Annotated in this window: 19 protein-coding genes; 8 read left to right on the forward strand and 11 right to left on the reverse strand. The window is 60.4% G+C overall.

Features of this window, described 5'->3' with window-relative positions:
- The first annotated feature begins 68 nt into the window (after nt 1-68).
- On the forward strand, nt 69-1,298 hold the full coding sequence (locus tag NMB39_RS14530; RefSeq protein ID WP_494338979.1) for a dermonecrotic toxin domain-containing protein: 1,230 nt from the start codon (nt 69-71) through the stop codon (nt 1,296-1,298).
- A 69-nt stretch (nt 1,299-1,367) separates the two neighbouring features.
- On the opposite strand, the gene rarD is transcribed toward NMB39_RS14530, so the two are convergent.
- The 3 genes from rarD to NMB39_RS14545 all read right to left on the reverse strand — a co-directional run bounded on the left by rarD (nt 1,368) and on the right by NMB39_RS14545 (nt 4,450).
- Entirely contained in the window at nt 1,368-2,249 is an 882-nt protein-coding gene (gene rarD, locus NMB39_RS14535; protein WP_057022248.1) for an EamA family transporter RarD, read from the reverse strand.
- Nucleotides 2,250-2,449: 200 nt separating this feature from the next.
- On the reverse strand, nt 2,450-3,466 hold the full coding sequence (locus tag NMB39_RS14540) for an aldo/keto reductase (RefSeq protein ID WP_494338978.1): 1,017 nt from the start codon (nt 3,464-3,466) through the stop codon (nt 2,450-2,452).
- An 81-nt stretch (nt 3,467-3,547) separates the two neighbouring features.
- Nucleotides 3,548-4,450 carry a LysR family transcriptional regulator gene (locus NMB39_RS14545; RefSeq protein WP_057022250.1) on the reverse strand — a complete coding sequence of 301 codons (903 nt, stop codon included), beginning with the start codon at nt 4,448-4,450 and terminating at the stop codon, nt 3,548-3,550.
- A 101-nt stretch (nt 4,451-4,551) separates the two neighbouring features.
- Between NMB39_RS14545 and NMB39_RS14550 the strand changes: the two genes are divergently transcribed.
- Complete coding sequence (locus NMB39_RS14550; protein WP_057022251.1) at nt 4,552-5,256, forward strand: SDR family oxidoreductase; 705 nt, start codon at nt 4,552-4,554, stop codon at nt 5,254-5,256.
- 258 nt (nt 5,257-5,514) lie between these two features.
- Here the strand turns inward: NMB39_RS14550 and NMB39_RS14555 are convergent, their stop codons facing one another.
- Nucleotides 5,515-6,825, reverse strand: coding sequence for an MFS transporter (locus NMB39_RS14555; protein WP_306957969.1), 1,311 nt, complete (start codon nt 6,823-6,825; stop codon nt 5,515-5,517).
- Between the two features lie 157 nt (nt 6,826-6,982).
- On the opposite strand from NMB39_RS14555, the gene NMB39_RS14560 reads away from it, so the two are divergent.
- Together NMB39_RS14560 and NMB39_RS14565 are read left to right on the forward strand one after the other, a co-directional pair.
- Complete coding sequence (locus NMB39_RS14560; RefSeq protein ID WP_057022253.1) at nt 6,983-8,083, forward strand: sugar diacid recognition domain-containing protein; 1,101 nt, start codon at nt 6,983-6,985, stop codon at nt 8,081-8,083.
- 100 nt (nt 8,084-8,183) lie between these two features.
- Complete coding sequence (locus tag NMB39_RS14565) at nt 8,184-9,323, forward strand: glycerate kinase (RefSeq protein WP_494338977.1); 1,140 nt, start codon at nt 8,184-8,186, stop codon at nt 9,321-9,323.
- Here NMB39_RS14565 and NMB39_RS14570 read toward each other — a convergent pair.
- The 4 genes from NMB39_RS14570 to NMB39_RS14585 all read right to left on the reverse strand — a co-directional run bounded on the left by NMB39_RS14570 (nt 9,313) and on the right by NMB39_RS14585 (nt 13,532).
- Nucleotides 9,313-10,425 (reverse strand): class II histone deacetylase, encoded by a 1,113-nt coding sequence (locus NMB39_RS14570; RefSeq protein WP_198719007.1) that lies wholly within the window; start codon nt 10,423-10,425, stop codon nt 9,313-9,315. The genes NMB39_RS14565 and NMB39_RS14570 overlap by 11 nt on opposite strands.
- Nucleotides 10,422-11,564: an MFS transporter gene (locus tag NMB39_RS14575; RefSeq protein WP_494338976.1), complete on the reverse strand. Its 1,143-nt coding sequence runs from the start codon at nt 11,562-11,564 to the stop codon at nt 10,422-10,424. Before NMB39_RS14575 ends, NMB39_RS14570 begins: the two co-directional genes overlap by 4 nt.
- Before the next feature lie 22 nt (nt 11,565-11,586).
- Complete coding sequence (locus NMB39_RS14580; RefSeq protein ID WP_494338975.1) at nt 11,587-12,462, reverse strand: transporter; 876 nt, start codon at nt 12,460-12,462, stop codon at nt 11,587-11,589.
- Nucleotides 12,463-12,560: 98 nt separating this feature from the next.
- Complete coding sequence (locus NMB39_RS14585) at nt 12,561-13,532, reverse strand: helix-turn-helix transcriptional regulator (protein ID WP_057022258.1); 972 nt, start codon at nt 13,530-13,532, stop codon at nt 12,561-12,563.
- A 228-nt stretch (nt 13,533-13,760) separates the two neighbouring features.
- On the opposite strand from NMB39_RS14585, the gene NMB39_RS14590 reads away from it, so the two are divergent.
- On the forward strand, nt 13,761-14,273 hold the full coding sequence (locus NMB39_RS14590) for a GNAT family N-acetyltransferase (protein ID WP_494338974.1): 513 nt from the start codon (nt 13,761-13,763) through the stop codon (nt 14,271-14,273).
- Here NMB39_RS14590 and NMB39_RS14595 read toward each other — a convergent pair.
- Entirely contained in the window at nt 14,270-14,962 is a 693-nt protein-coding gene (locus tag NMB39_RS14595) for an aspartate/glutamate racemase family protein (protein ID WP_057022260.1), read from the reverse strand. The two genes, NMB39_RS14590 and NMB39_RS14595, sit on opposite strands and share 4 nt — an antisense overlap.
- 211 nt (nt 14,963-15,173) lie before the next feature.
- On the opposite strand from NMB39_RS14595, the gene NMB39_RS14600 reads away from it, so the two are divergent.
- The 3 genes from NMB39_RS14600 (at nt 15,174) to NMB39_RS14610 (ending at nt 16,808) form a co-directional block, all read left to right on the forward strand.
- A complete protein-coding gene (locus NMB39_RS14600) occupies nt 15,174-15,428 on the forward strand; it encodes an NUDIX hydrolase (protein ID WP_057022261.1) in 255 nt (84 codons plus the stop codon).
- A gap of 88 nt (nt 15,429-15,516) precedes the next feature.
- Nucleotides 15,517-16,011, forward strand: coding sequence for a hypothetical protein (locus NMB39_RS14605; RefSeq protein WP_057022262.1), 495 nt, complete (start codon nt 15,517-15,519; stop codon nt 16,009-16,011).
- 125 nt (nt 16,012-16,136) lie between these two features.
- Nucleotides 16,137-16,808: a DUF3313 domain-containing protein gene (locus NMB39_RS14610; protein ID WP_198719002.1), complete on the forward strand. Its 672-nt coding sequence runs from the start codon at nt 16,137-16,139 to the stop codon at nt 16,806-16,808.
- Nucleotides 16,809-16,826: 18 nt separating this feature from the next.
- Here NMB39_RS14610 and NMB39_RS14615 read toward each other — a convergent pair whose 3' ends face one another.
- Entirely contained in the window at nt 16,827-18,227 is a 1,401-nt protein-coding gene (locus tag NMB39_RS14615; protein WP_494338973.1) for a DUF1254 domain-containing protein, read from the reverse strand.
- A gap of 153 nt (nt 18,228-18,380) precedes the next feature.
- Nucleotides 18,381-18,746, reverse strand: coding sequence for a response regulator (locus NMB39_RS14620; RefSeq protein WP_057022265.1), 366 nt, complete (start codon nt 18,744-18,746; stop codon nt 18,381-18,383).
- Between the last annotated feature and the right edge of the window lie 21 nt (nt 18,747-18,767).

An 18,767-nucleotide genomic window follows, 5' to 3' on the forward strand; every position in this document is an offset into this window, starting at 1 on the left:
TCACCAAGTATCACATAAGGGCCGGGCGTAGGAAAAAACCTGCACCCTAATTTAGACGAGGCCCTCATATGACGACTGTGCATACTCCTTCTCTTCGGCCAAGGTTAGGTGATCCCATCCCGCCGCAACAGGCTGGCCCCATTCGCAATGTCCGCTCGACCGATGATGGGGACCCGATCGAGGTGGCGCGAAAGCGTTTCCTCGACGAAGGTGAATTACAGCACCTCAATGGCGGTTTAACTGCCGACGAGAATCAGTTGATAAAGGCGGTGGTGAATCCAGACAAGCCGGGGGCACCTTTCGTGAGTGTCTCGACTTTTGCCGTCGATGGCGCTCAATCCCGAGACATGATGGTGATCAAGCGCGTGCCTGTAACGGAGGGGATGACTAATTTCATCGTGTATATGCCGGAGGATGAAGTCATGTCGTTCTACAAGTTCGAAACCGCTGAACAGATGACTGAATGGGTTAGGAATATGGCCCAAGACCCTGCCGAACTAGACCGATTAGCCGGACACTTCTCTCACCCTGAAGCTCTCGGGCAGGAGGAGCGGGTCAGGGAGCAACTAAAGGAGTTTGGCAAGGATGAACAATCCAGCGTTGCAGTGGGAAGTTTTGGTCGAGAGCGCGATGATATTTTCGCGCGCTTGAACAGGGATGTAACGGTTCCGCCAGTGGAGGTCAACGGGCTAGTCAACACCAGGCTTTACAACCTCGCTTCCGATGGCAAAGCGACCTATGTCGGTACACGGGAGGATGGAAAACATGTCGTATATGATTACGATGCTTATGGTAACTTTCGGGGTGGCAGTGAGGGCGGTTATTACTTTGTGAAAGACGGGCTGAACAATAAAGAACCGCTCGGCGAACCAAGTTCAGAGTCACCCGACAAGTTCGCCAAAAAGCACGTCGCGCGCCAGGCTATGGAAAAAGCAGGACCTAATGACCTGAGTGACTTCTGGGCCTACCTCGGCAAGCAGCTCAGAAACCCGGGGCACGGTCTAGGGACTGCATTGAAACAGTTTGGTGTTCCTGACGACATAGCCGAATCCATCGAAGAAATCGTGAAAAACCCCGTCACAGGAACGCTGCTTGAGCTGAACCACGACAATCGGCTCGGCAATGTGTTTGGTGTTGAGAAGGAGATTATGGATCAACAGTTGGAAAAATTCGGTAATGAGGTCCAGAGCAATATTCCCCGCTACGGCACAGCGAGGGAAAACCTGAATACCGCAGCCGATTTCATCGAGAGCGTGGTCGGTACGCCCGAAGAAACCACGACTCAGGTAATGACCTGAGGCCATCCCCCTGTAGTACGGAAGGGGTACGGATACCCCCGCAACCGGCACCCATTCCCAGTCTTTTACTCAAACCCGACGTTGACGCACCAAATGCTTGAACCCTTCATATACCAGCACCATCACCGCCAGCCAGATGGGAATGTAAGTCAGCCATTGGCCACCCTTGATGCCTTCTCCCAGCAAGAGCGCCACCACCAGCAGTAACACCGGCTCCACGTAACTGAGCAGCCCGAACAAGCTGAATGCGAGCAAGCGACTGGCAATGATATAGCTCACCAGCGCCGAGGCACTGATCAAACCCAGCATCGGAATCAATGCATACAGCCTGGGGTGCACATCGAGCACGGCAAATCCCTGTTCGCCGCTCTGCACAAACCACCAAGCTACTGGCAGCATCAGCGCCATGTCCAGCCACAGGCCACCCAAGTGATCGGTAGTCAGGTACTTGCGCACCACGAAGTACACCGGGTAACCGATGATCACTACCAGGGTTGCCCAGGAAAAACCGCCGGCCTGATACAGCTCATTCAAAACGCCGAGCGCGGCAAACACCACCGCAATCTGCTGCAGCCGCGACAAGCGTTCGCCGTACACCAAGCGCCCTGTCAGCACCATGGTCAGCGGCAATAGGAAATACCCCACCGATACATCCAGGCTGCGTCCATTCAGCGGCGCCCACATGAACAGCCACAATTGCACGCCCAGCAAGGCCGAAGAGGCCAGCACACCGCCGACCAGACGTGGCTTGGTGGCAAGCATGCGCAGCAGTTCCAACACCCTTCGCCATTCACCGCTGACGATCATGAACACGGTCATGCATGGTACGGTCAGCAGCATGCGCCAGCCGAAAATCTCCAGGCCGCTCAAGGGCGTGAGCAGCGACGTGAAGTAATACATCACGGCAAACAACACCGAGGCCAATACCGATAACACTACACCTTTAGACACGCTGTCCTCGCGAAAGCCGATTCATATCCAGTTCCTGGGGCGGAGTATGGCGGTTTTTGCGAGAAATAAAATGTGGGAGGGGCGGGCGACGATTCGACTTGCTCCTAATAGGCAGTGTGGCAGCTACAGATGAACTGATTGCAGCACCGCTATCGGAGCAAGCCCCGCCGACATTTTAATCTCCATGCATCAGGTAGATTTCAGCCTGCTCGCCACGCTACACGGCCTGAGACGAAATGGCCGACATCGTTGAACCCCGGCGTGGATGAATGCCCGGGTGTGACCAAGGAATCAATAAATGCCTCGTCTTCAGCAGTGATCTTCACCGCCAGCGCCCCGGTGTACGCATCCCATTGCGCCTCGGTGCGCGGCCCGACAATCGCGGAACTCACTGCGGCATTGTTCAATACCCAGGCAATGGCAAACTCGACCATGCCCACGCCACGCCCTTGGGTGTATTGCTGGATCTGCTGGGCGATGCGCAACGACTCCCTCCGCCATTCGGTTTCCAGGATGCGCTTGTCCTGCCGTGCGGCCCGGCTGCCAGGTTCGGGCGTGACGTCCGGCGCATATTTGCCGCTTAGCACCCCTCGGGCCAGCGGGCTATAAGGCACCACGCCCAACCCGTAGGCAGCCGCCGCGGTGATTTGCTCGACCTCGGCCTGGCGATTGACGATGTTGTACAGCGGCTGACTGATGACGGGTTTATCCACCCCCAGACGCTCGGCCACGCGAATCACCTCGGCGATACGCCAACCGCGATAGTTGGACAGGCCCCAATAGCGGATCTTGCCTTGGCGGATCAGGTCGCCGATGGCCGACACGGTCACTTCCAGCGGCGTGTCATGGTCTTCACGGTGCAGGTAGTAGATGTCCAGGTAATCGGTATCCAGGCGCCCAAGACTGGCTTCCACGGCGTTGAAAATACGCTTGCGGTTCAAACCACTGCGGTTGGGCAAGCCATCGGCGGGGCCGAAGCCGACCTTGCTGGCTACTATCCAGTCCTGGCGGTTACGCGCAATGGCTTCGCCGACTATCTCTTCGGAGCGCCCGCCGGTGTAGACGTCGGCGGTATCGATAAAGTTAATGCCTTGGCCCCAGGCCTTGTCGATGATGCGCAGCGAGTCTTCGGTACTGGTCTGTTCGCCAAACATCATGGTGCCGAGGGTCAATGCGCTGACCTTCAAGCCGGACTGGCCCAATGTGCGGTAAATCATGGAGAGCTCCTCATCGCAGGGAAACGTGAGTACTGCAATACCAGACCCGACGCCTCTGGAACAAGCCCTGGGCGCGTTTCTTCATGTACCCAGTAACGTCTGGCAGCGTGCCTGTAGAAAACGGTGCAGCACTTTCACCCGTTCCGACACTTGCAGACGGTGGGGGCACATCAGGTTGAAAGGGGTCGGCTCGCCCTGCCAGTCGGGCAACAGCGCTACCAGCCGACCGGCCTGGATATCACGGGCAATATCCAAGTTGGCTTTATAGGCGATGCCGTGGCCCGCCAGCGCCCAGCGGCGGACGATTTCTCCATCGTCGCTGAGGTAATCGCCGCTGACGTCGACCTCCTGGAGCAGCGCGCCCTGGCGGAAGTACCACGTGCTATTGGCCTGCCCGCGGCGCATGTAACGCAACGTACTGTGCTGCGCCAAGTCCGCCGGCGTGCGCGGTGTGCCGTGGCGCGCGAGGTAGTCAGGACTGGCGCAGGCCATGCGCTGGTGGCCGGGCACCACCGGCAACGCCACCAGGCTGGAGTCCCTTGGTACGCCAAAGCGCAGGGCAATGTCGACGGTATCGCGAAACAAGTCGGCATTGCTGTCGTTGAGCAGCAGTTGCAGGCGGATATTGGGGTGCTCAAGCTTGAACTCATCCAGCCAGCCCAGCAGCACATTGCGGCCGAAATCCGAGGGCGCCGCCAGTTGCAATAAACCGCTGAGGCTTTGGCCTTGTTGCTTGATGGCGTGTTCGCCCTCCGACAGCGCCTCCAGCGCTACCCGCACGCTGTCCAGATAACGCCGGCCTTCTTCGGTCAGGCGCATGCTGCGGGTGGAACGGGCGAGCAAGCGGATACCGAGCCGGGTTTCCAGGCGCTTAAGGGCAATGCTGGCCGCTGCCGGTGTCAAGCCAAGCCCACGGGCGGCGGCTGTCAGGCTGCCGGTGTCGGCACTGCGTACAAAGACTTCAAGGTCGAGAATTGAGCTCATTATTAAAAATCCTTTAAAGATCTTGTCGTTTTACCGGGATTTTTTGCTGATTGCCAAGCTGGGAAGATGAACGCTCACTTTCTCATGCAGGTAGTTCTCCCATGACATCTTCCCTCAGCGGTAAAACCGTCATCGTAATTGGCGGCAGCAGCGGCATCGGCGCCGCAGTGGCCCAGGCAGTCACCGCTCGCGGTGCGCACGTAGTGCTGGCAGGGCGGCGCTTGACCTCCGGCAGCGATAACGGCGTACGCAGCGAACCGGTGGACGTCACCGATAGCGCATCGTTGCAGCGCTTGTTCGAAACGGTGGGCCACTTTGACCACCTGGTCTACACCTCGGGACCTTCGGTGCGGGCCAAAACGCTGATCGAAACCGACCTTGACGAAGCCCGGGACAATTTCAATGTGAAACTCTGGGGCGCGCTACGTGCGATTCAACAGGCGCTGCCATTCCTGGGTGAGCACGGCAGCATCAGCCTGACTTCGGGTCAACTGGGGCGCAAGCTGGCAGCAGGGCAGTTCATCAAGACTGGCATCAACGCCGCGACCGAAGCCTTGGGCAAGCAACTGGCCAAGGAGCTGGCGCCGCGTCGCGTCAATGTCATCAGCCCCGGCGTAATCGACACCCCAGCCTATGCCGGGTTGGCCGAAGAGCAGCGTTTGGCGATGTTTGCCAAGACCGGCGAGACATTGCCGGTTGGCCGGGTAGGGCAGGCTGAAGAAGTCGCGGCGGGGTATGTATTGGCCATGGAGAACGGCTTCATGACCGGCACCGTTATCGATATCGATGGCGGCGGCTTGCTGTAGACACAGGGCTCCCGATAACGGTGTATCAGTCAACTATGAATTGACTGAACTACTGTATCGGGGGGCAAGCCCCCTCCCACAGGGGGGCAATTACTGCGTTGGTGTATTCGCTGCTTGCCTAAGGTCTGACACAGCCTGCAAAGGCAACAGAGATCAAAATGTGGGAGGGGGCTTGCCCCCGATGGCGGTGGTTCAGTCACAGATGCGCGCACTGACACTAAATCATCGGAAACAAGGCCCCTCTCACATTGGGCTGTCTTATGCCTGCAAGGTCCGCGTCATGCGCAACGCCAATACACTCCCGGCGACAATCACGGCCGCCAGCAGATACAGCGCCACATCAGTGGACCCGGTGGCGTCTTTCACAAAACCCACGATATACGGGCTGAGAAAGCCCGCCATCTGCCCCATGGAGTTGATCAACGCCAGGCCACCCGCCGCGGCACCTGCGCTGAGCATGGCGGTAGGCACCGGCCAGAACATCGGCAGGCCGGTAAGGGCGCCCATGGTAGCGATGGTCAGGCCGAGGATGGCGATGGCCGGTGTGGTGGCGAAGCTCACCGCAATCAGCAGACCGATTGCACCCATCAGCATTGGCACCACCAGGTGCCAGCGACGTTCCTTGCGCAAGTCGGCCGAGCGGCCTACCAGCAACATGAACACTGCCGCCAACAGATACGGGATCGCACTGAGCCAGCCAATCACCAGGTTATCGCTGAAACCCAGGTTCTTGATGATCGATGGTAGCCAGAAGTTGATCGCATACACGCCGCTCTGGATGCAGAAGTAAATCAGGCCAAATGCCCAGATCGCCGGGTTCTTGAACACTTCGGCCAGGGAGTCGCTGGTGGTTTTAGGCTTGTTCGCCAGGTCCGTGGCTTGGTCGGCTTCCAGCACTGCGCGCTCATGGGGCGTGAGCCACTTGGCATTGGCGAAGCTGTCACTGAGCAGGAAGTAGGCGAGGGCGCCGAGGATCACGGTCGGGATGCCCTGCAGCAGGAACATCCACTGCCAGCCCGCCAGGCCACCTTGACCGGCGGCAAAGTGGTTGAGAATCCAGCCGGAGAAGGGGCTACCGAGCAAGCCGGACACCGGGATCGCCGACATGAACAGCGCCATGATCCGTCCGCGGCGGAAGGTCGGGAACCACTGCGAGAGGTACAGCACCACACCGGGGAAGAAACCGGCTTCAGCGGCACCGGTAAACAGGCGCAACGTGTAGAAATGCGTCGGCGTGGTCACAAACAGCAGGCAGGTAGACAGCGTGCCCCACACGATCATCATCAACGCGATCCAGCGCCGTGGGCCGAACTTGGTCAGCGCCAGGTTGCTCGGCACGCCACACAGCACGTAGCCGATAAAGAAAATCCCGGCCCCCAGGCCGTATACGGTTTCGCTGAATTTCAACGCATCGAGCATCTGCAACTTGGCAAAGCCAACGTTCACTCGGTCCAGGTAGTTGAACAGGTAGCAGATAAAGATGAAGGGGATCAGGCGCAGGGTGATGCGCTTGTAGATGGCGTTTTTATCGTCATCGCTGGCCAGTGCGGCAGTGGCGCTCTGTGACATGGGAATCTCTCTTTATTATGATTTTTCGCGGTGCGAGGTTAACGTTGACCGCCCCGACAGTCTCGATGACGTGATGGGCGACTGTCTTTGTGCTGGCGCACAGTGAAGCAGGCTTTGCGCTGTGCCAGTGAACAACCTGTTTTAGGAAATTAGCCCCATGTTCGAGCTCGATCACGCCTTGGCCCAGGAGATTGTCGATCGCACCATGGCCATCCTGCCCTATAACGTCAACGTCATGGACAGCCAGGGCCTGATCCTTGGCAGCGGCGAGCCGGAACGCATCAATACCCGCCACGAAGGCGCGCAACTGGTCCTGGCCAATGGCCGGGTGGTGGAGATCGATGGGCAGACTGCCAAACATCTCAAAGGCGTGCAGCCGGGCATCAACCTGCCGTTGCTGCATGATCAACGCCTGATCGGTGTGCTGGGCATCACCGGTGAACCGGACGGGCTGCGCACCTATGCAGAACTGGTGCGCATGACCGCTGAAATGCTGGTCAGCCATCGCCACCAGCAAGCCGAGCAGCAATGGCGGCGCCAGCGCTGCGATGATCTGCTGGCCTTGCTGCTGGCCGACAGTGGCGACTCACCACGCCTGGTGGACGAAGCCCGGCAACTGGGTCTCAAGCCGCAGCTGTCGCGCACGCCGTACCTGTTCGAACTGGGCCCGGGCCAAACGGCGGAAGACTTGAGTACATGGCTCACCAGCCGTTACCCGGACAGTTGGTGTGTCAGCCCCGCGAAGTTTTCCCTGCTGTGGTGCCGACCCGCCGCGTTGCAGGTCGACAACCCCCGCTTGCTGGAAAAGCTCGACGGCCTGGGTTGGAACATCCTGCGCGTTGCCATTGGTGGGCAAGCGGAGGGCTTGGCGGGGCTACGCCGTTGTTATCGTCGGGTGGGCGATCTACTTGCGTATGGCCGCGATATCCTCCCGCAAATGCGGCTGTTGACCCTCAACCGTTATCGTCTGCCGGTCATGCTCTGGCGTCACCGCAATGACGATGCCCTGGACGAACTGCTCAACCCTTTGCGCAAAGTGCTGACCAAGGACAGCAACGGGCAACTGCTCGCCACCCTGCGCAGTTGGTGCGAACACGACGGGCAAAGCCAGGCCTGCGCAGACGCGCTGGGCATTCATCGCAATAGCCTGCGTTATCGCATGGAACGCATTGCTGAACTCAGCGGCGTGGACCCGTTGACGCTCGATGGCATGCTGGCCTTGTACCTGGGCGTGCAGTTGTTGCCCCAGACTTTGTAGAAATGACCAACAAACCCTGTCCGCATCTGTGCAATTGACAGGCGTCATTACCCCAGCCAACTGGCAGCATGGGCGTTATAAAAACCGGAGAAAGCCCATCATGAAGATCATCATCGCTCCCGACTCGTTCAAGGACAGCCTCAGTGCTGCAGGCACTGCCCAGGCGATTGCCGAAGGGTTGGCCCAGGTCTGGCCGGATGCACAGTTGGTCGAATGCCCAATGGCCGATGGGGGTGAAGGAACGGTGGAGGCAGTACTCGCCGCGTGCAAGGGCGAACTGCGTCGGCAAAGGGTGCAAGGGCCACTGGGCGGCTCCGTTGAGGCGCACTGGGGCTGGTTGGCCGACAGCCATACCGCGATGATCGAAATGGCCGAGGCCAACGGCTTGCAATTGGTCGCGCCGGGGCAGCGCGACGCATGTTCCAGCACCACTTACGGTACCGGTGAATTGATCCGTGCCGCCCTGGACGCCGGGGCGCAACGCATCATCCTGGCGATTGGCGGCAGCGCCACCAATGATGGCGGGGCGGGGGCGATGCAGGCCCTTGGCGTGCAACTTCTTGACGCAGCCAGTCAGCCACTGCCTCCAGGCGGCCTGGCGTTGGCGCGTCTGGCGCGTATCAGCCTTGACACGCTCGACCCGCGCCTGGCCCAGGTGCGCTTTGAAATTGCCGCCGACGTCAACAACCCGCTGTGCGGCCCCCACGGCGCCTCGGCGATTTTCGGCCCGCAAAAAGGTGCGAGCCCCGAGCAAGTGGCCCAACTGGACGCCGCCCTCGGCCACTTCGCCGATCACTGCGCCCAAGTGCTGGCCACCGACGTGCGCGACCAACCCGGCAGCGGCGCCGCCGGTGGCCTGGGTTTTGCCGCCAAGGCCTTTCTCGGTGCACAGTTCCGCCCAGGGGTGGAGGTGGTGGCCGAACTGGTCGGCCTTGATGATGCCGTACGCGGCGCCGACCTGGTCATTACCGGTGAGGGCCGCTTCGACGCCCAGACCCTGCGCGGCAAGACCCCGTTTGGTGTGGCGCGCATCGCCCAGCGCCATGGCGTGCCGGTTATCGTGATCGCCGGCACATTGGGCGAGGGTTACGAGCAGATGTACGCCCATGGCGTGGATGCGGCATTTGCCTTGCCCTCGGGACCGATGAGCCTGGAGCAAGCCTGCCGTGAGGCTCCGCGTCTATTATGTGAGCGAGCTGCGGACATCGCACGCGTTTGGCGCCTTGCATCTAATCACTAACCCCACGCGCCAACCGCTGCACCCACTGTGCCTGAAACTCCAGCAGCGCCTCTGCGGGCTGCTGCAACTGCACAAACTCCAGCATCGGGTCGTCCACCGCTGTGCGCACGCCGCTCAATTCCTCCAGGGTCGCCAACCCACAAAACGGTACATAGGCCTCGCTGTAGCCGCCTTCATGCACCAACACCAGGCGGCCCTGGCACAAGCGCTCGGCAGCCAGGCGCAGGGTGCGCGTCATCAGCCGGAACGATTCGCTGTGCAGCAGCATGCGCGCCAGAGGGTCGACGGCGCCTGCGTCATAACCGCAGGCGACGATGATCAGCTCTGGTTGGAAACGTTCAAGGGCTGGCACCACGATGCGTTCCATCGCCTGCAAATAGGTGACGTGCCCACTGCCCGGCGGCAAAGGAATGTTGATGTTCGCGCCCAGGCCAGCGCCGCGACCACGGTCCTGTTCGCCGCTGTAGCCGGGCGGGTAGCAAGCATCCTGATGCAGTGAAATCGTCAACACATCGGCACGTTCCTCAAAGATCGATTGCGTGCCGTTACCGTGGTGCACATCCCAGTCGATCACGGCGACTTTGCCGAGCCCGTTGTGGGCCTTGGCTGCTTCGATGGCGATGGCAATGTTGGCGAGAAAGCAGAAGCCCATGGCGCTGTCTGCCAGGCAGTGGTGGCCCGGTGGCCGGGATAACGAATAGGCGTTATGCACCTGGCCCCTGAGCACGGCGTCCACGGCGGCGAGGGTCAAGCCGGCGGAGAGTTGCGCGATTTCATAGCTACCCGGTCCAATCGGTGCCTGGGGACCAAGCTCACCGCCGCCGGCATCACTTAGCGCCTTGAAGCGCTGCAGGTAGGCGCTGCCGTGGACTCGCAGCAAGTCCTCTTCGGTGGCCGGTGGTGCGCTGCGCAGATGCAGATGGTGGCTTAATCCGGACACGTCCAACAAGCTTTTCAAGCGGCGCTTGGTCTCCGGTGATTCGGCATGCCCACTGCCGGCCGGCGGCTGTACCCAGCCGCCCACGGGCAGGGTCAGCGCGTGGGCGCCGGCGCTGTGCCACAGGCTCATTTCATCGAAGAAAAATGCGGTGGTTCGGTTCATACCGGCTCCAGTTCAGTGGGGTAATTGGGACGGCTGGTGAGGATCATCACCAGGGACATTAGCGTGATAAGGGCAGCGCCAAGCAGCAGTAGGGTGAACCCGCCGCTGACCTCAATCAGGCGCCCGGCAATCGCCGGGCCGATGGCCAGGCCGCCGCCGATCACCAGGTTGGAGGCGTTCATCAGCTTGCCGCTGTGATCGAGGTCGGCCAGGCAGGCCAGGACCAACGGCAGGATGAAGGTCCAGCTGAACTTGAACAGCAGCGCCGCCAGGGCAAAGCGCAGCAGCGTGGGCTGGCCGAGTAAAAGTAATACGGCAGCCGCCATCAGCGCATAGCCCACTAGCAACAGCATTCCACGCGGCAGGCGAGCGCTGATCAGTGATGCGCTTGCAGCACCGGCAATCCCCATCAGCGTGGCGATGGCAAGGACTTGGCCGCTGTGCGGCGCAGAGATCCCGGCATTGGCGCCCAAGGCACCGATAAAGGTCCAGACGCCACCGAGGCTGATGTAAAAACCCAGCACTGCGCCGATTCCCAGCATTGCTTTGCAGCGTGAGCCGGGCAAAGAACAGCCGCTGCTTGCCTCTGCCACAGGGCTACCGGCAGGAAACGCCTTGGCCAGAGGCAGCAACAGGGTCATCAAGCCCGCCAGGATCAGGTAACAGGCATTCAAGCCAAACTGTCCGAATAACCCCGGCAGTACTAGAAGGCCGAGGGCGCCGACAATCAGCTGCCCCATTACCCACAATCCGTAGACCCGACCAGGATTGGCGCTGGCGGCGGCGCTGGCCAGGCAAATGATCATCAGTGAGCCGCCGGCCAGGGCGCTGGCAAAGCGCAGCAACAGTAGAGCTGCGTAAGTGTCGGCGAGCATCGACAACAGGTTGGCCACGATAAACACCAGCGCGGCGACCAGGGCTGCGCTTGGCCAGTCAACCCGTTTGAGCCAAAACCAGGCAGGCAAGGTCGCCAGGCTCATGGCTCCCAGCTCAACGGAAAACAGGTCACCGATGCGCGCAGGGTTCAGTTGCCATTGGCTCGCCAGCTGCGCGGCCACGGCGGGGGCAGTCATCAAGATGGTCGGAGTGATCGCGGCAAACAGTACGATTGCCGCCAGCCGATAGGGTTGTGTGGGCATCTTCAAGCTCCAGGAGTGGGGGTCAGAACACATGGACCAGGCGCAACAATGCCTCGGTCCCGGCATAGCCGTTGGAGGCCGCGACGTTTTGCGAAAGGCTGACCATCAGTTGGTTCTGTGGGTCGAGCCAATGCCCGAATTCGAAGCCAAGTTGGGTGTAGCGCCTGTGGGTGTTGTCGATACGGCGATGGTCAATGCGCAGCGCACCGCCGTCGGCCTGGATCAGGCGCAGCGCCCCATAAGTGGCGGCGCTGAAGTCGTAGGAGGCAAAGGCTTGCAGGCGATACAGCGGGTCTTGCTTGAGCTCGCTGCCGAAGTAGTCATCATTCCTGGCATAAAGCTGGGCTTCGAGGTTGGCTTCCAGCACCCATTTGTCGCCAACGCCCTGGGTATAGTTGTAGACAAATGTGACGCCCCAACGGTTGGTGCCGGGGGACACGTCCGGGTTTTGGCTGTGGTATTGGCCTACCGGCACGGTGATCAGACTCAACAGACCGCTGTAGGTGCGCGAGGCCGGATCGTTAATGAAAAACAGCGTGCCGCCTATCTGCGGGTCGCCCAAGCCGCGTTCACCGGTCCGTTGCTCGGCGCCGGGCAATCGCGCCGTGATGTCGACAAAGGGCAGGATTAATTGTGGCGTGCACAACGTGCCGCAGGCGTCGGTGAAATACACCTGGCGGTAAGCCACGGCGTTGACCTTGAGGTCGGCCTTGCCGGTGCTGTCGGCGGGGCCGTGGAAATTCCCGGCACGGGTCGCAGGCAGGTACAGCACCCCCAGGTTGGTGCCCGGCGGGGCGGCGAAAAAATCCCGGGCGTTGAGGTCGGCAGCCTGGCTGTCGAGGCCGAGCAAGGTGCCACTGAGCAGCACCGTCAGGTTACGTAGGCGTGTGTGAGTCATGGCAAGGTGTCTCATGTATTGGGAGGCCGAAAACTGGGCAACAACAGCCCGTGATCGTGAAAAACGACCCTGGTAGAACCGCGAGATAGGGGCGGGGATCAGTCCGGCGGGGCGTGCATCAAGTGCGCGATGCGCGCTTTGTCCTTGACCCCGAGCTTGGTGTAGATGGTGCGAATATGATGGCGCACGGTATTGGGCGAGAGGCCGAGGTCGCGAGCGACTTCCTTATAGGTCTTGCCCTCGCCAAACCCTTGGGCCACGTCGTTTTCCCGCGGGCTGAGCTGGGGCAGGGCGCGGTTGATGCGCGCCGCCAACAGCAATTGGTCGCCCACTGTCGAAACCTGGAGATGAATGCGCTTGCCGTCATGCCCGTGCTCATCCAGCGGCACCGGCAGGGTGGGGCCGCTCCAGCGTGGCCATTCGCTGAGCAGCAGATCGATAAAGCCGCGCTCGGCGCATTGCAGCACTCCCCGGGGATCGCATACGGCCAGGGCTAGGTTGCGCGGGCTGGTGAGGGTTTCACGCATGGCCACCAAGGTGCGGATCTGATTCGCTGAGACAGCCGCGACCAAGTGCAGCATCAGGTTGTTGAGCAACAGGCAATCATGGGCGCTGAACCGCGGCGCTCCAGGTGTGCGGTAAAGAGTCAGGTGGTCACTGAGGTGGGTTTGCGGGTCGATATGGATAACGCACAACAGCTCACCAAGGCCGTGGCGTTGGCCCAGCCAATTCAACGCGGCGCCGTTGGCAGGGTCACGCATATCAATGATCACTGCTTGACCAGGCTTGGCATGCACCTGCGCAACAGTGACGTCCAGATGGCGGATCGACTGCCAGTCCGCCAGATAGCCCGGTGGCAAATGGTGCAGGTAGCTGCTGTGCTCTTCCGGCAAACCGTCGATCACCGCTGCGCGGCCCCACCAGGCGCTATCGAACGCCAGCAACTGGCTTAGCCGCCTCAAGGCGTGGTGCTGAAAATGCTCGATGTCCTGATGCTGGGCCAGGCGCTGCAGGTCCAGGGTCAGGGTGCTGAAGGCCTGCAACAGGCCAAGGGGATCAAGGCGACTCATGGATATTCCTCTGTGGGACTATTTTTGTTGTTCTCGTCACAGGGTGAAGGCCACAACCTTGGTTAGAGGTGGCAGGGCCTGGGCTGAGTATCGGTGCTGTCAGGTTTGATCGCCATCGTTCAGATGCAGGAGGGTGCGGTTGACGATGTGGGAAAGCTCTGGGCTCGTCAGACGTACAGTTTTGCTTCTACACTGGCCGGCCACTTGTCTTTCATAGGATGAAACGCAATGCACACACCTGAACCCCATATCGTGATCCAGCGCTTTACCGAGGCCCACCTTGAGGGCGTCGCCGCGCTCTACAACGAACCGGCCGTGTGCCGTCAGGTGCTGCAAATGCCTTTCCAGTCAGTTGAAACCTGGCGCAAACGCCTGGTGATGGATAATGAGCGGCGGCTACAGTTGGTAGCGTTGCATGGCGGCGAGGTCATTGGTCAGCTGGGGCTGGAGCAGTACCTGCGCGTACGCCAGAGTCATGTGGGTTCGTTTGGCATGGGCGTGTCGACTGCCTGGCAGGGCAAGGGTGTAGGCTCTCGGCTGTTGACTGCTGCGCTGGATGTGGCCGACAACTGGATGAACCTGCACCGCGTGGAGCTGACGGTCTACGCCGACAACGAGGCGGCGCATAACCTTTATCGCAAGTTCGGCTTCGAAGTGGAGGGGACGTTGCGCGATTACGCCCTGCGTGACGGTGTGTTTGTAGACACCCTGAGCATGGCGCGCCTGCGCAAGTCGGCTTAATCCGCTAGAGCAAACGCCACCGCAGCCTGCGCATGCAGTGCGGTGCTGTCCAGCAATGGCAGGTCGCTGTGTTCGGGCTGGATCAGCAGGCAGATTTCCGTACAGCCCAGGATGATTGCCTGGGCGCCACGAGCGGCCAGGCCTTTGATCACGCGCTGATACACTCGGCGAGAGGCTTCACTGATGACGCCCACGCACAACTCTTCATAGATGATTCGATGCACCTCCTTGCGCTCATCCGCATCCGGTACCAGCACGGTCAGGCCCTGGGCGGCGAGGCGGGACTTGAGAAAATCCTGCTCCATCGTAAATGCGGTGCCGAGCAAACCTACCGTCAAGGTTCCGGCCCCCACGGCCGCGCCCGCCGTGGCATCGGCAATATGCAGGAATGGAATCGACACCGCCGCTTCAATGCGCGGCGCCACCAAGTGCATGGTGTTGGTACACAGCACCACGCACTCGGCGCCCCCGGCCTGCAAACGGCGCGCGGCGTCTTCCAGGATCAGCGCGGTATCGTCCCAGCGTCCGGCATGCTGGGCCTGCTCCACCGGACCGAAGTCCACGCTGTACATCAGGATCTGGGCCGAACGCAGCGGGCCGAGCTGGTCGCGCACGCGCTGGTTGATGATGCGGTAATACTCGGCGCTGGACTCCCAGCTCATGCCGCCGATAAGGCCGATGGTGCGCATCTGATACTCCAGGACAAGGGATGTGGCTTCACCTTACCCATTGAAGGCCGGTTGGTCACAGGCAGTTGCCAGCAAATTCACCGGAGCAGTTCAACTACGCCTGTCAGATCGCAGATGTGTCCACAAAAGGTGCTCTGCGCTGGGCTCCGGGCTTCAAGCCCATCGAACGGGGCATCCTCAACCGCTGCCCTGAGCAACTGGAGGTTGTACTGTGACCACGACCGACATCGACACCCGATTCCTGACCGATATTCCTGGCATTCGGGTGATGACCCACAATGCGCAAATCGGAGTGTGTGATAAACGCGAGGCACACCTGGGCGTGGGCCGTCTGCATCGTGCATTTTCGGTGCATCTGATCGATAGCCAGGGGCGTCATCTGCTTCAGCGTCGCGCAGCCGGTAAAATGCGTCGCCTTCTATCGGAGCACCCTTCGTTCGATACACCTGCCTTACATTCCCTTTGAGGCCTGGGCTGATGTTTAGACATACGCCAGGCCGCGGCATCTGCCATGATCACGCTTCGCAACCTGGCTCACCCAAAGGAAATCCGCAATGGACGATGTACAGCAACTAGGCGAGATGCTTCGTCACTACGCCGATAGCGAAGCGCATAAAAAACAGCAATTTGACCTGCAGTCGGCGCGTTGGGCGCAGAAGCTCGGTGAGTTGTTCCAGCAGATCGAACAATGGCTGGAGCCAGTAAAGACTGTGGGTTTGCTGGAAGTACAGCGTGAGGCCTACACCGCCAGCGGCCCGAGCGTGCCGGTGGAGAGTTCGCCCTTCAAGAGCGAAAAACTCAGCGTGCATATCACCGGCAAAAGCGTTGAGTTCGTGCCGGACGTCATGGGCGCCGGCGGTTTGATTTCGGTAGCGGTAATGGGGCTCACCGCTGCGCGCCATGGCAGCGTGTCGTTGGTACTGCCGGCCGATAAGAACGATTGGCTGTGGAAGAAAACCAACGGCCTCAAAGACCCCGACACCTTCGGTTTCGATGCCAACTTCCTGGCCTCGCAGTTGCAGAGCCTGATCCCACGCGAGCGAGCCTGACCTGCACGCTTTAATCGCAGGTAAATAACTCATGGCTGGCGGCGCGTTAAATTAGGTGTATTTGCCAAGCATTGGCTATACCTACAACTCATTCATCACGATGATGGTCGCCAGGGAGTTCCACGATGAAGCTAGGGCTATTGATCAGCACGCTGTGCGTCGCCTCACTCGGCATGGCCGGTTGCGCGAGCAAGGTGCCGCAACCGGACGAGTATTCAGGGTTCCTTTCCAACTACAGCCAGCTCAAGGAGGCCAAGTCACCGTCGGGGGCGGAGGTGATGCGCTGGGTTGATCCGCAACTGGACCTGAGCCGGTACACCTCGGTGTATATCGAACCCACCCAGTTCTACCCCAAGCCCCAGGCCACCACGAAGATTCCAGACAGCACCCTGCGTGGTATCAACGATTACTTCAACCAGGCCCTCAAACGCGAGCTGGCCAAGTCGCTGCCCTTGGCCAACGCTCCCGGCCCCGGGGTGATGGTGGTGCGTGCGGCGATCACCGCCGTCAGCAGCAAGACCGAAGGCCTCAAACCCTATGAGTTCGTACCCGTGGCCCTGGTTGCGGCTGCGGTGAGTACCGGCACCGGGATTCGTGACCAGGAAACCACCTTGGGCACCGAGGCGCAGTTCCTCGATGGCGCCAGCAATAAAGTGGTGGCCCAAGTAGTGCGCAAAGGCACCGGCAAGCCATTGGCCAATGACTCGCAGGTGATGAAGGCCGACGATGTGAAAAGCGTGATTGATGGCTGGGCCTCGGACCTGCATCAATCCTACCTGCGCCTGAAAAAGCGCTGACCCAGCCGGCCCGTGGTGTTACTTCAGCGGTGTCAGCGGGGGCAGCTTCCACTGGCCGTTACCCACCTCGGGCTTAGGCAGGTAGATGCGCAAGATCGCATAGAACGGGCCGGGCGGTGCCGGCAACCAATTGCTCTGTTCCGCCTTCGGCGGCTCGTGGTGTTGCAACGCCAGGGTCAGCCCACCGTCGGCGTCGCGCTTGAGAGCCGGTAGCATCCGCGAGTTGATCAGGTAACGCTTCTTGTGGTTGGGCACCAGCAGTTTGGTCTTGCTGTCATACATCGTCAGCGACCAGAACGCATCGGCCGGTGGCAACTGATCTTTGGCGAAGTGCACGGTATAGCTGTGGCGCGCACCATTGGCTGGCTTGCCTTCGCTGTCGAGAAGGTAGGTCAGGTAAGCGGCTTCATCGCTGGAGTTGCCGAACATGCCCATTTCGGCACCGGCGTAACGGTACAGGTAGTTGTTTTGCAGGCGGTCGCGACTGCCGTACAAGTCACCGTGGGCCACCTGGTGGGTGTCGACCTTGTCCTTCTTGAGCGCGGCAAATTCGGCGCGGCCATCGGCAATACCTTCCTCCAGGGCCTTGCGCTGTTCGGCGGTCAACTGGTTGACCTTGAAAGGCGCGCCCGGGGCGACACCGATCTTGGTGAAGCGTGCCAGCAGGTCTTTTTCGCTGTCCTGGGGCGCAGCGAAGGCCAGCATGAAGTTCAGGTAGCGAAACAATTGCGGGCCTTCAGTCATAGTCGCCGTTGGCTTGGGCCATTCGATCTTCGGCACTTTGGGCGGGGCAGGCTGCTTCACATAACTGCTCAGCGGCTGGACTTTGTAGCCGCTCTGGATCTGTTTGACCTTGCCCAGGTCCTTGTCATCAAACAGCTGCGTGCGGTACAGGGCATAGGCGATATTGCTTTCGCTGTAGACCACGCGGTCGATGTCCACCGGTTGCTGACCTTTCCAGTCAGGCCCGGCGACCATGTAGTGGCCGCCGTTGTTACCGGTGCTGCGGGTGCCCAGGTAGGCAAAGTTCTGGGTATAGAGGTCGATCAACTGCACCGAGTAGTAGCGGTTGTCTTCGATCTTGGGCAGGGTCAGTACCAGAGGCTCTTTGCGCAGGTCCATCCACACGAACGAATAGGGGGTGTCGGAGTTCGGACTCGCGAACGCCGCGTCCTTGGGAGTGAACGCCTGGGCGTAGTTGCCAATATGGTTGAACGGTGCCTTGAAGTTGGCACCGCCCTTATCAACGGCCTGGGTGTAGAGCGTCTTGTACATCTGCACCACCGGGAACCCGTACAGGTACGCTTCCTTGGCGATGGCACGTGCTTCACTGGGGCTGGCGGTGAAGTCGGCCCAGGCGCCGGTACTGATGACTATCGAGAGGCTCGCCAACAGCAGGCGCGTCGGTTTTCCAATCATGTTGTAGCGTCCTTCCAGAGTGCTTTTAAGGGGGCGTGGGGGCAAGGCGCTGAGTTTCCAGTTTTATTGGCCGCACGTCACGTTAATCCCTGCGACGCTTTTCAGCCTCGTCGGGTGCTTACTCACAGAAGGTCGGGGGTTGTAAGGGAGAAATCAGGCCCCGGGCAGCATGGATTTGACCTTGTCACGCAATTGATCAATCGAAAACGGCTTGGCAATGACCTGCATCCCGGCCGGGACGTCGATGTTCTCGGCATAGCCACTGGCAAACAGGATGGGCAGGGCAGGCCGCAATGCACGGACCTTGTTCGCCAGTGCCTTGCCGTCCATGTCCGGAAGGCCGACATCGGTCATCATCAGGTCGATCACCTGCTCGGTGTTTTCTACGGCTGCGAGCGCCTCTGCAGCGTCAGCCGCCTCAACCACCTTGAACTCCAATTCTTCCAGCACATCGACGATCAGCATGCGCACGATGGCGTCGTCTTCGACTACGAGGATGGTGGAGGCGGCTGCGGACATGGCGGGTATTCCTGAAAAGTG

The sequence above is a fragment of the Pseudomonas sp. FBCC-B545 genome, assembly GCF_059134095.1.

Excerpts from the sequence above, each read along its gene's own strand:
- NMB39_RS14545 (WP_057022250.1), bottom strand. The coding sequence starts at position 4,450 with ATGAGCTCAATTCTCGACCTTGAAGTCTTTGTACGCAGTGCCGACACC.
- NMB39_RS14560 (WP_057022253.1), top strand. The coding sequence starts at position 6,983 with ATGTTCGAGCTCGATCACGCCTTGGCCCAGGAGATTGTCGATCGCACC.
- NMB39_RS14615 (WP_494338973.1), bottom strand. The coding sequence starts at position 18,227 with ATGATTGGAAAACCGACGCGCCTGCTGTTGGCGAGCCTCTCGATAGTC.
- NMB39_RS14570 (WP_198719007.1), bottom strand. The coding sequence starts at position 10,425 with ATGAACCGAACCACCGCATTTTTCTTCGATGAAATGAGCCTGTGGCAC.
- NMB39_RS14530 (WP_494338979.1), top strand. The coding sequence starts at position 69 with ATGACGACTGTGCATACTCCTTCTCTTCGGCCAAGGTTAGGTGATCCC.
- NMB39_RS14605 (WP_057022262.1), top strand. The coding sequence starts at position 15,517 with ATGGACGATGTACAGCAACTAGGCGAGATGCTTCGTCACTACGCCGAT.
- NMB39_RS14585 (WP_057022258.1), bottom strand. The coding sequence starts at position 13,532 with ATGAGTCGCCTTGATCCCCTTGGCCTGTTGCAGGCCTTCAGCACCCTG.
- NMB39_RS14620 (WP_057022265.1), bottom strand. The coding sequence starts at position 18,746 with ATGTCCGCAGCCGCCTCCACCATCCTCGTAGTCGAAGACGACGCCATC.
- NMB39_RS14590 (WP_494338974.1), top strand. The coding sequence starts at position 13,761 with ATGCACACACCTGAACCCCATATCGTGATCCAGCGCTTTACCGAGGCC.
- NMB39_RS14555 (WP_306957969.1), bottom strand. The coding sequence starts at position 6,825 with ATGTCACAGAGCGCCACTGCCGCACTGGCCAGCGATGACGATAAAAAC.
- NMB39_RS14575 (WP_494338976.1), bottom strand. The coding sequence starts at position 11,564 with ATGCCCACACAACCCTATCGGCTGGCGGCAATCGTACTGTTTGCCGCG.
- NMB39_RS14540 (WP_494338978.1), bottom strand. The coding sequence starts at position 3,466 with ATGATTTACCGCACATTGGGCCAGTCCGGCTTGAAGGTCAGCGCATTG.
- NMB39_RS14595 (WP_057022260.1), bottom strand. The coding sequence starts at position 14,962 with ATGCGCACCATCGGCCTTATCGGCGGCATGAGCTGGGAGTCCAGCGCC.
- NMB39_RS14610 (WP_198719002.1), top strand. The coding sequence starts at position 16,137 with ATGAAGCTAGGGCTATTGATCAGCACGCTGTGCGTCGCCTCACTCGGC.
- NMB39_RS14580 (WP_494338975.1), bottom strand. The coding sequence starts at position 12,462 with ATGACTCACACACGCCTACGTAACCTGACGGTGCTGCTCAGTGGCACC.
- NMB39_RS14550 (WP_057022251.1), top strand. The coding sequence starts at position 4,552 with ATGACATCTTCCCTCAGCGGTAAAACCGTCATCGTAATTGGCGGCAGC.
- NMB39_RS14565 (WP_494338977.1), top strand. The coding sequence starts at position 8,184 with ATGAAGATCATCATCGCTCCCGACTCGTTCAAGGACAGCCTCAGTGCT.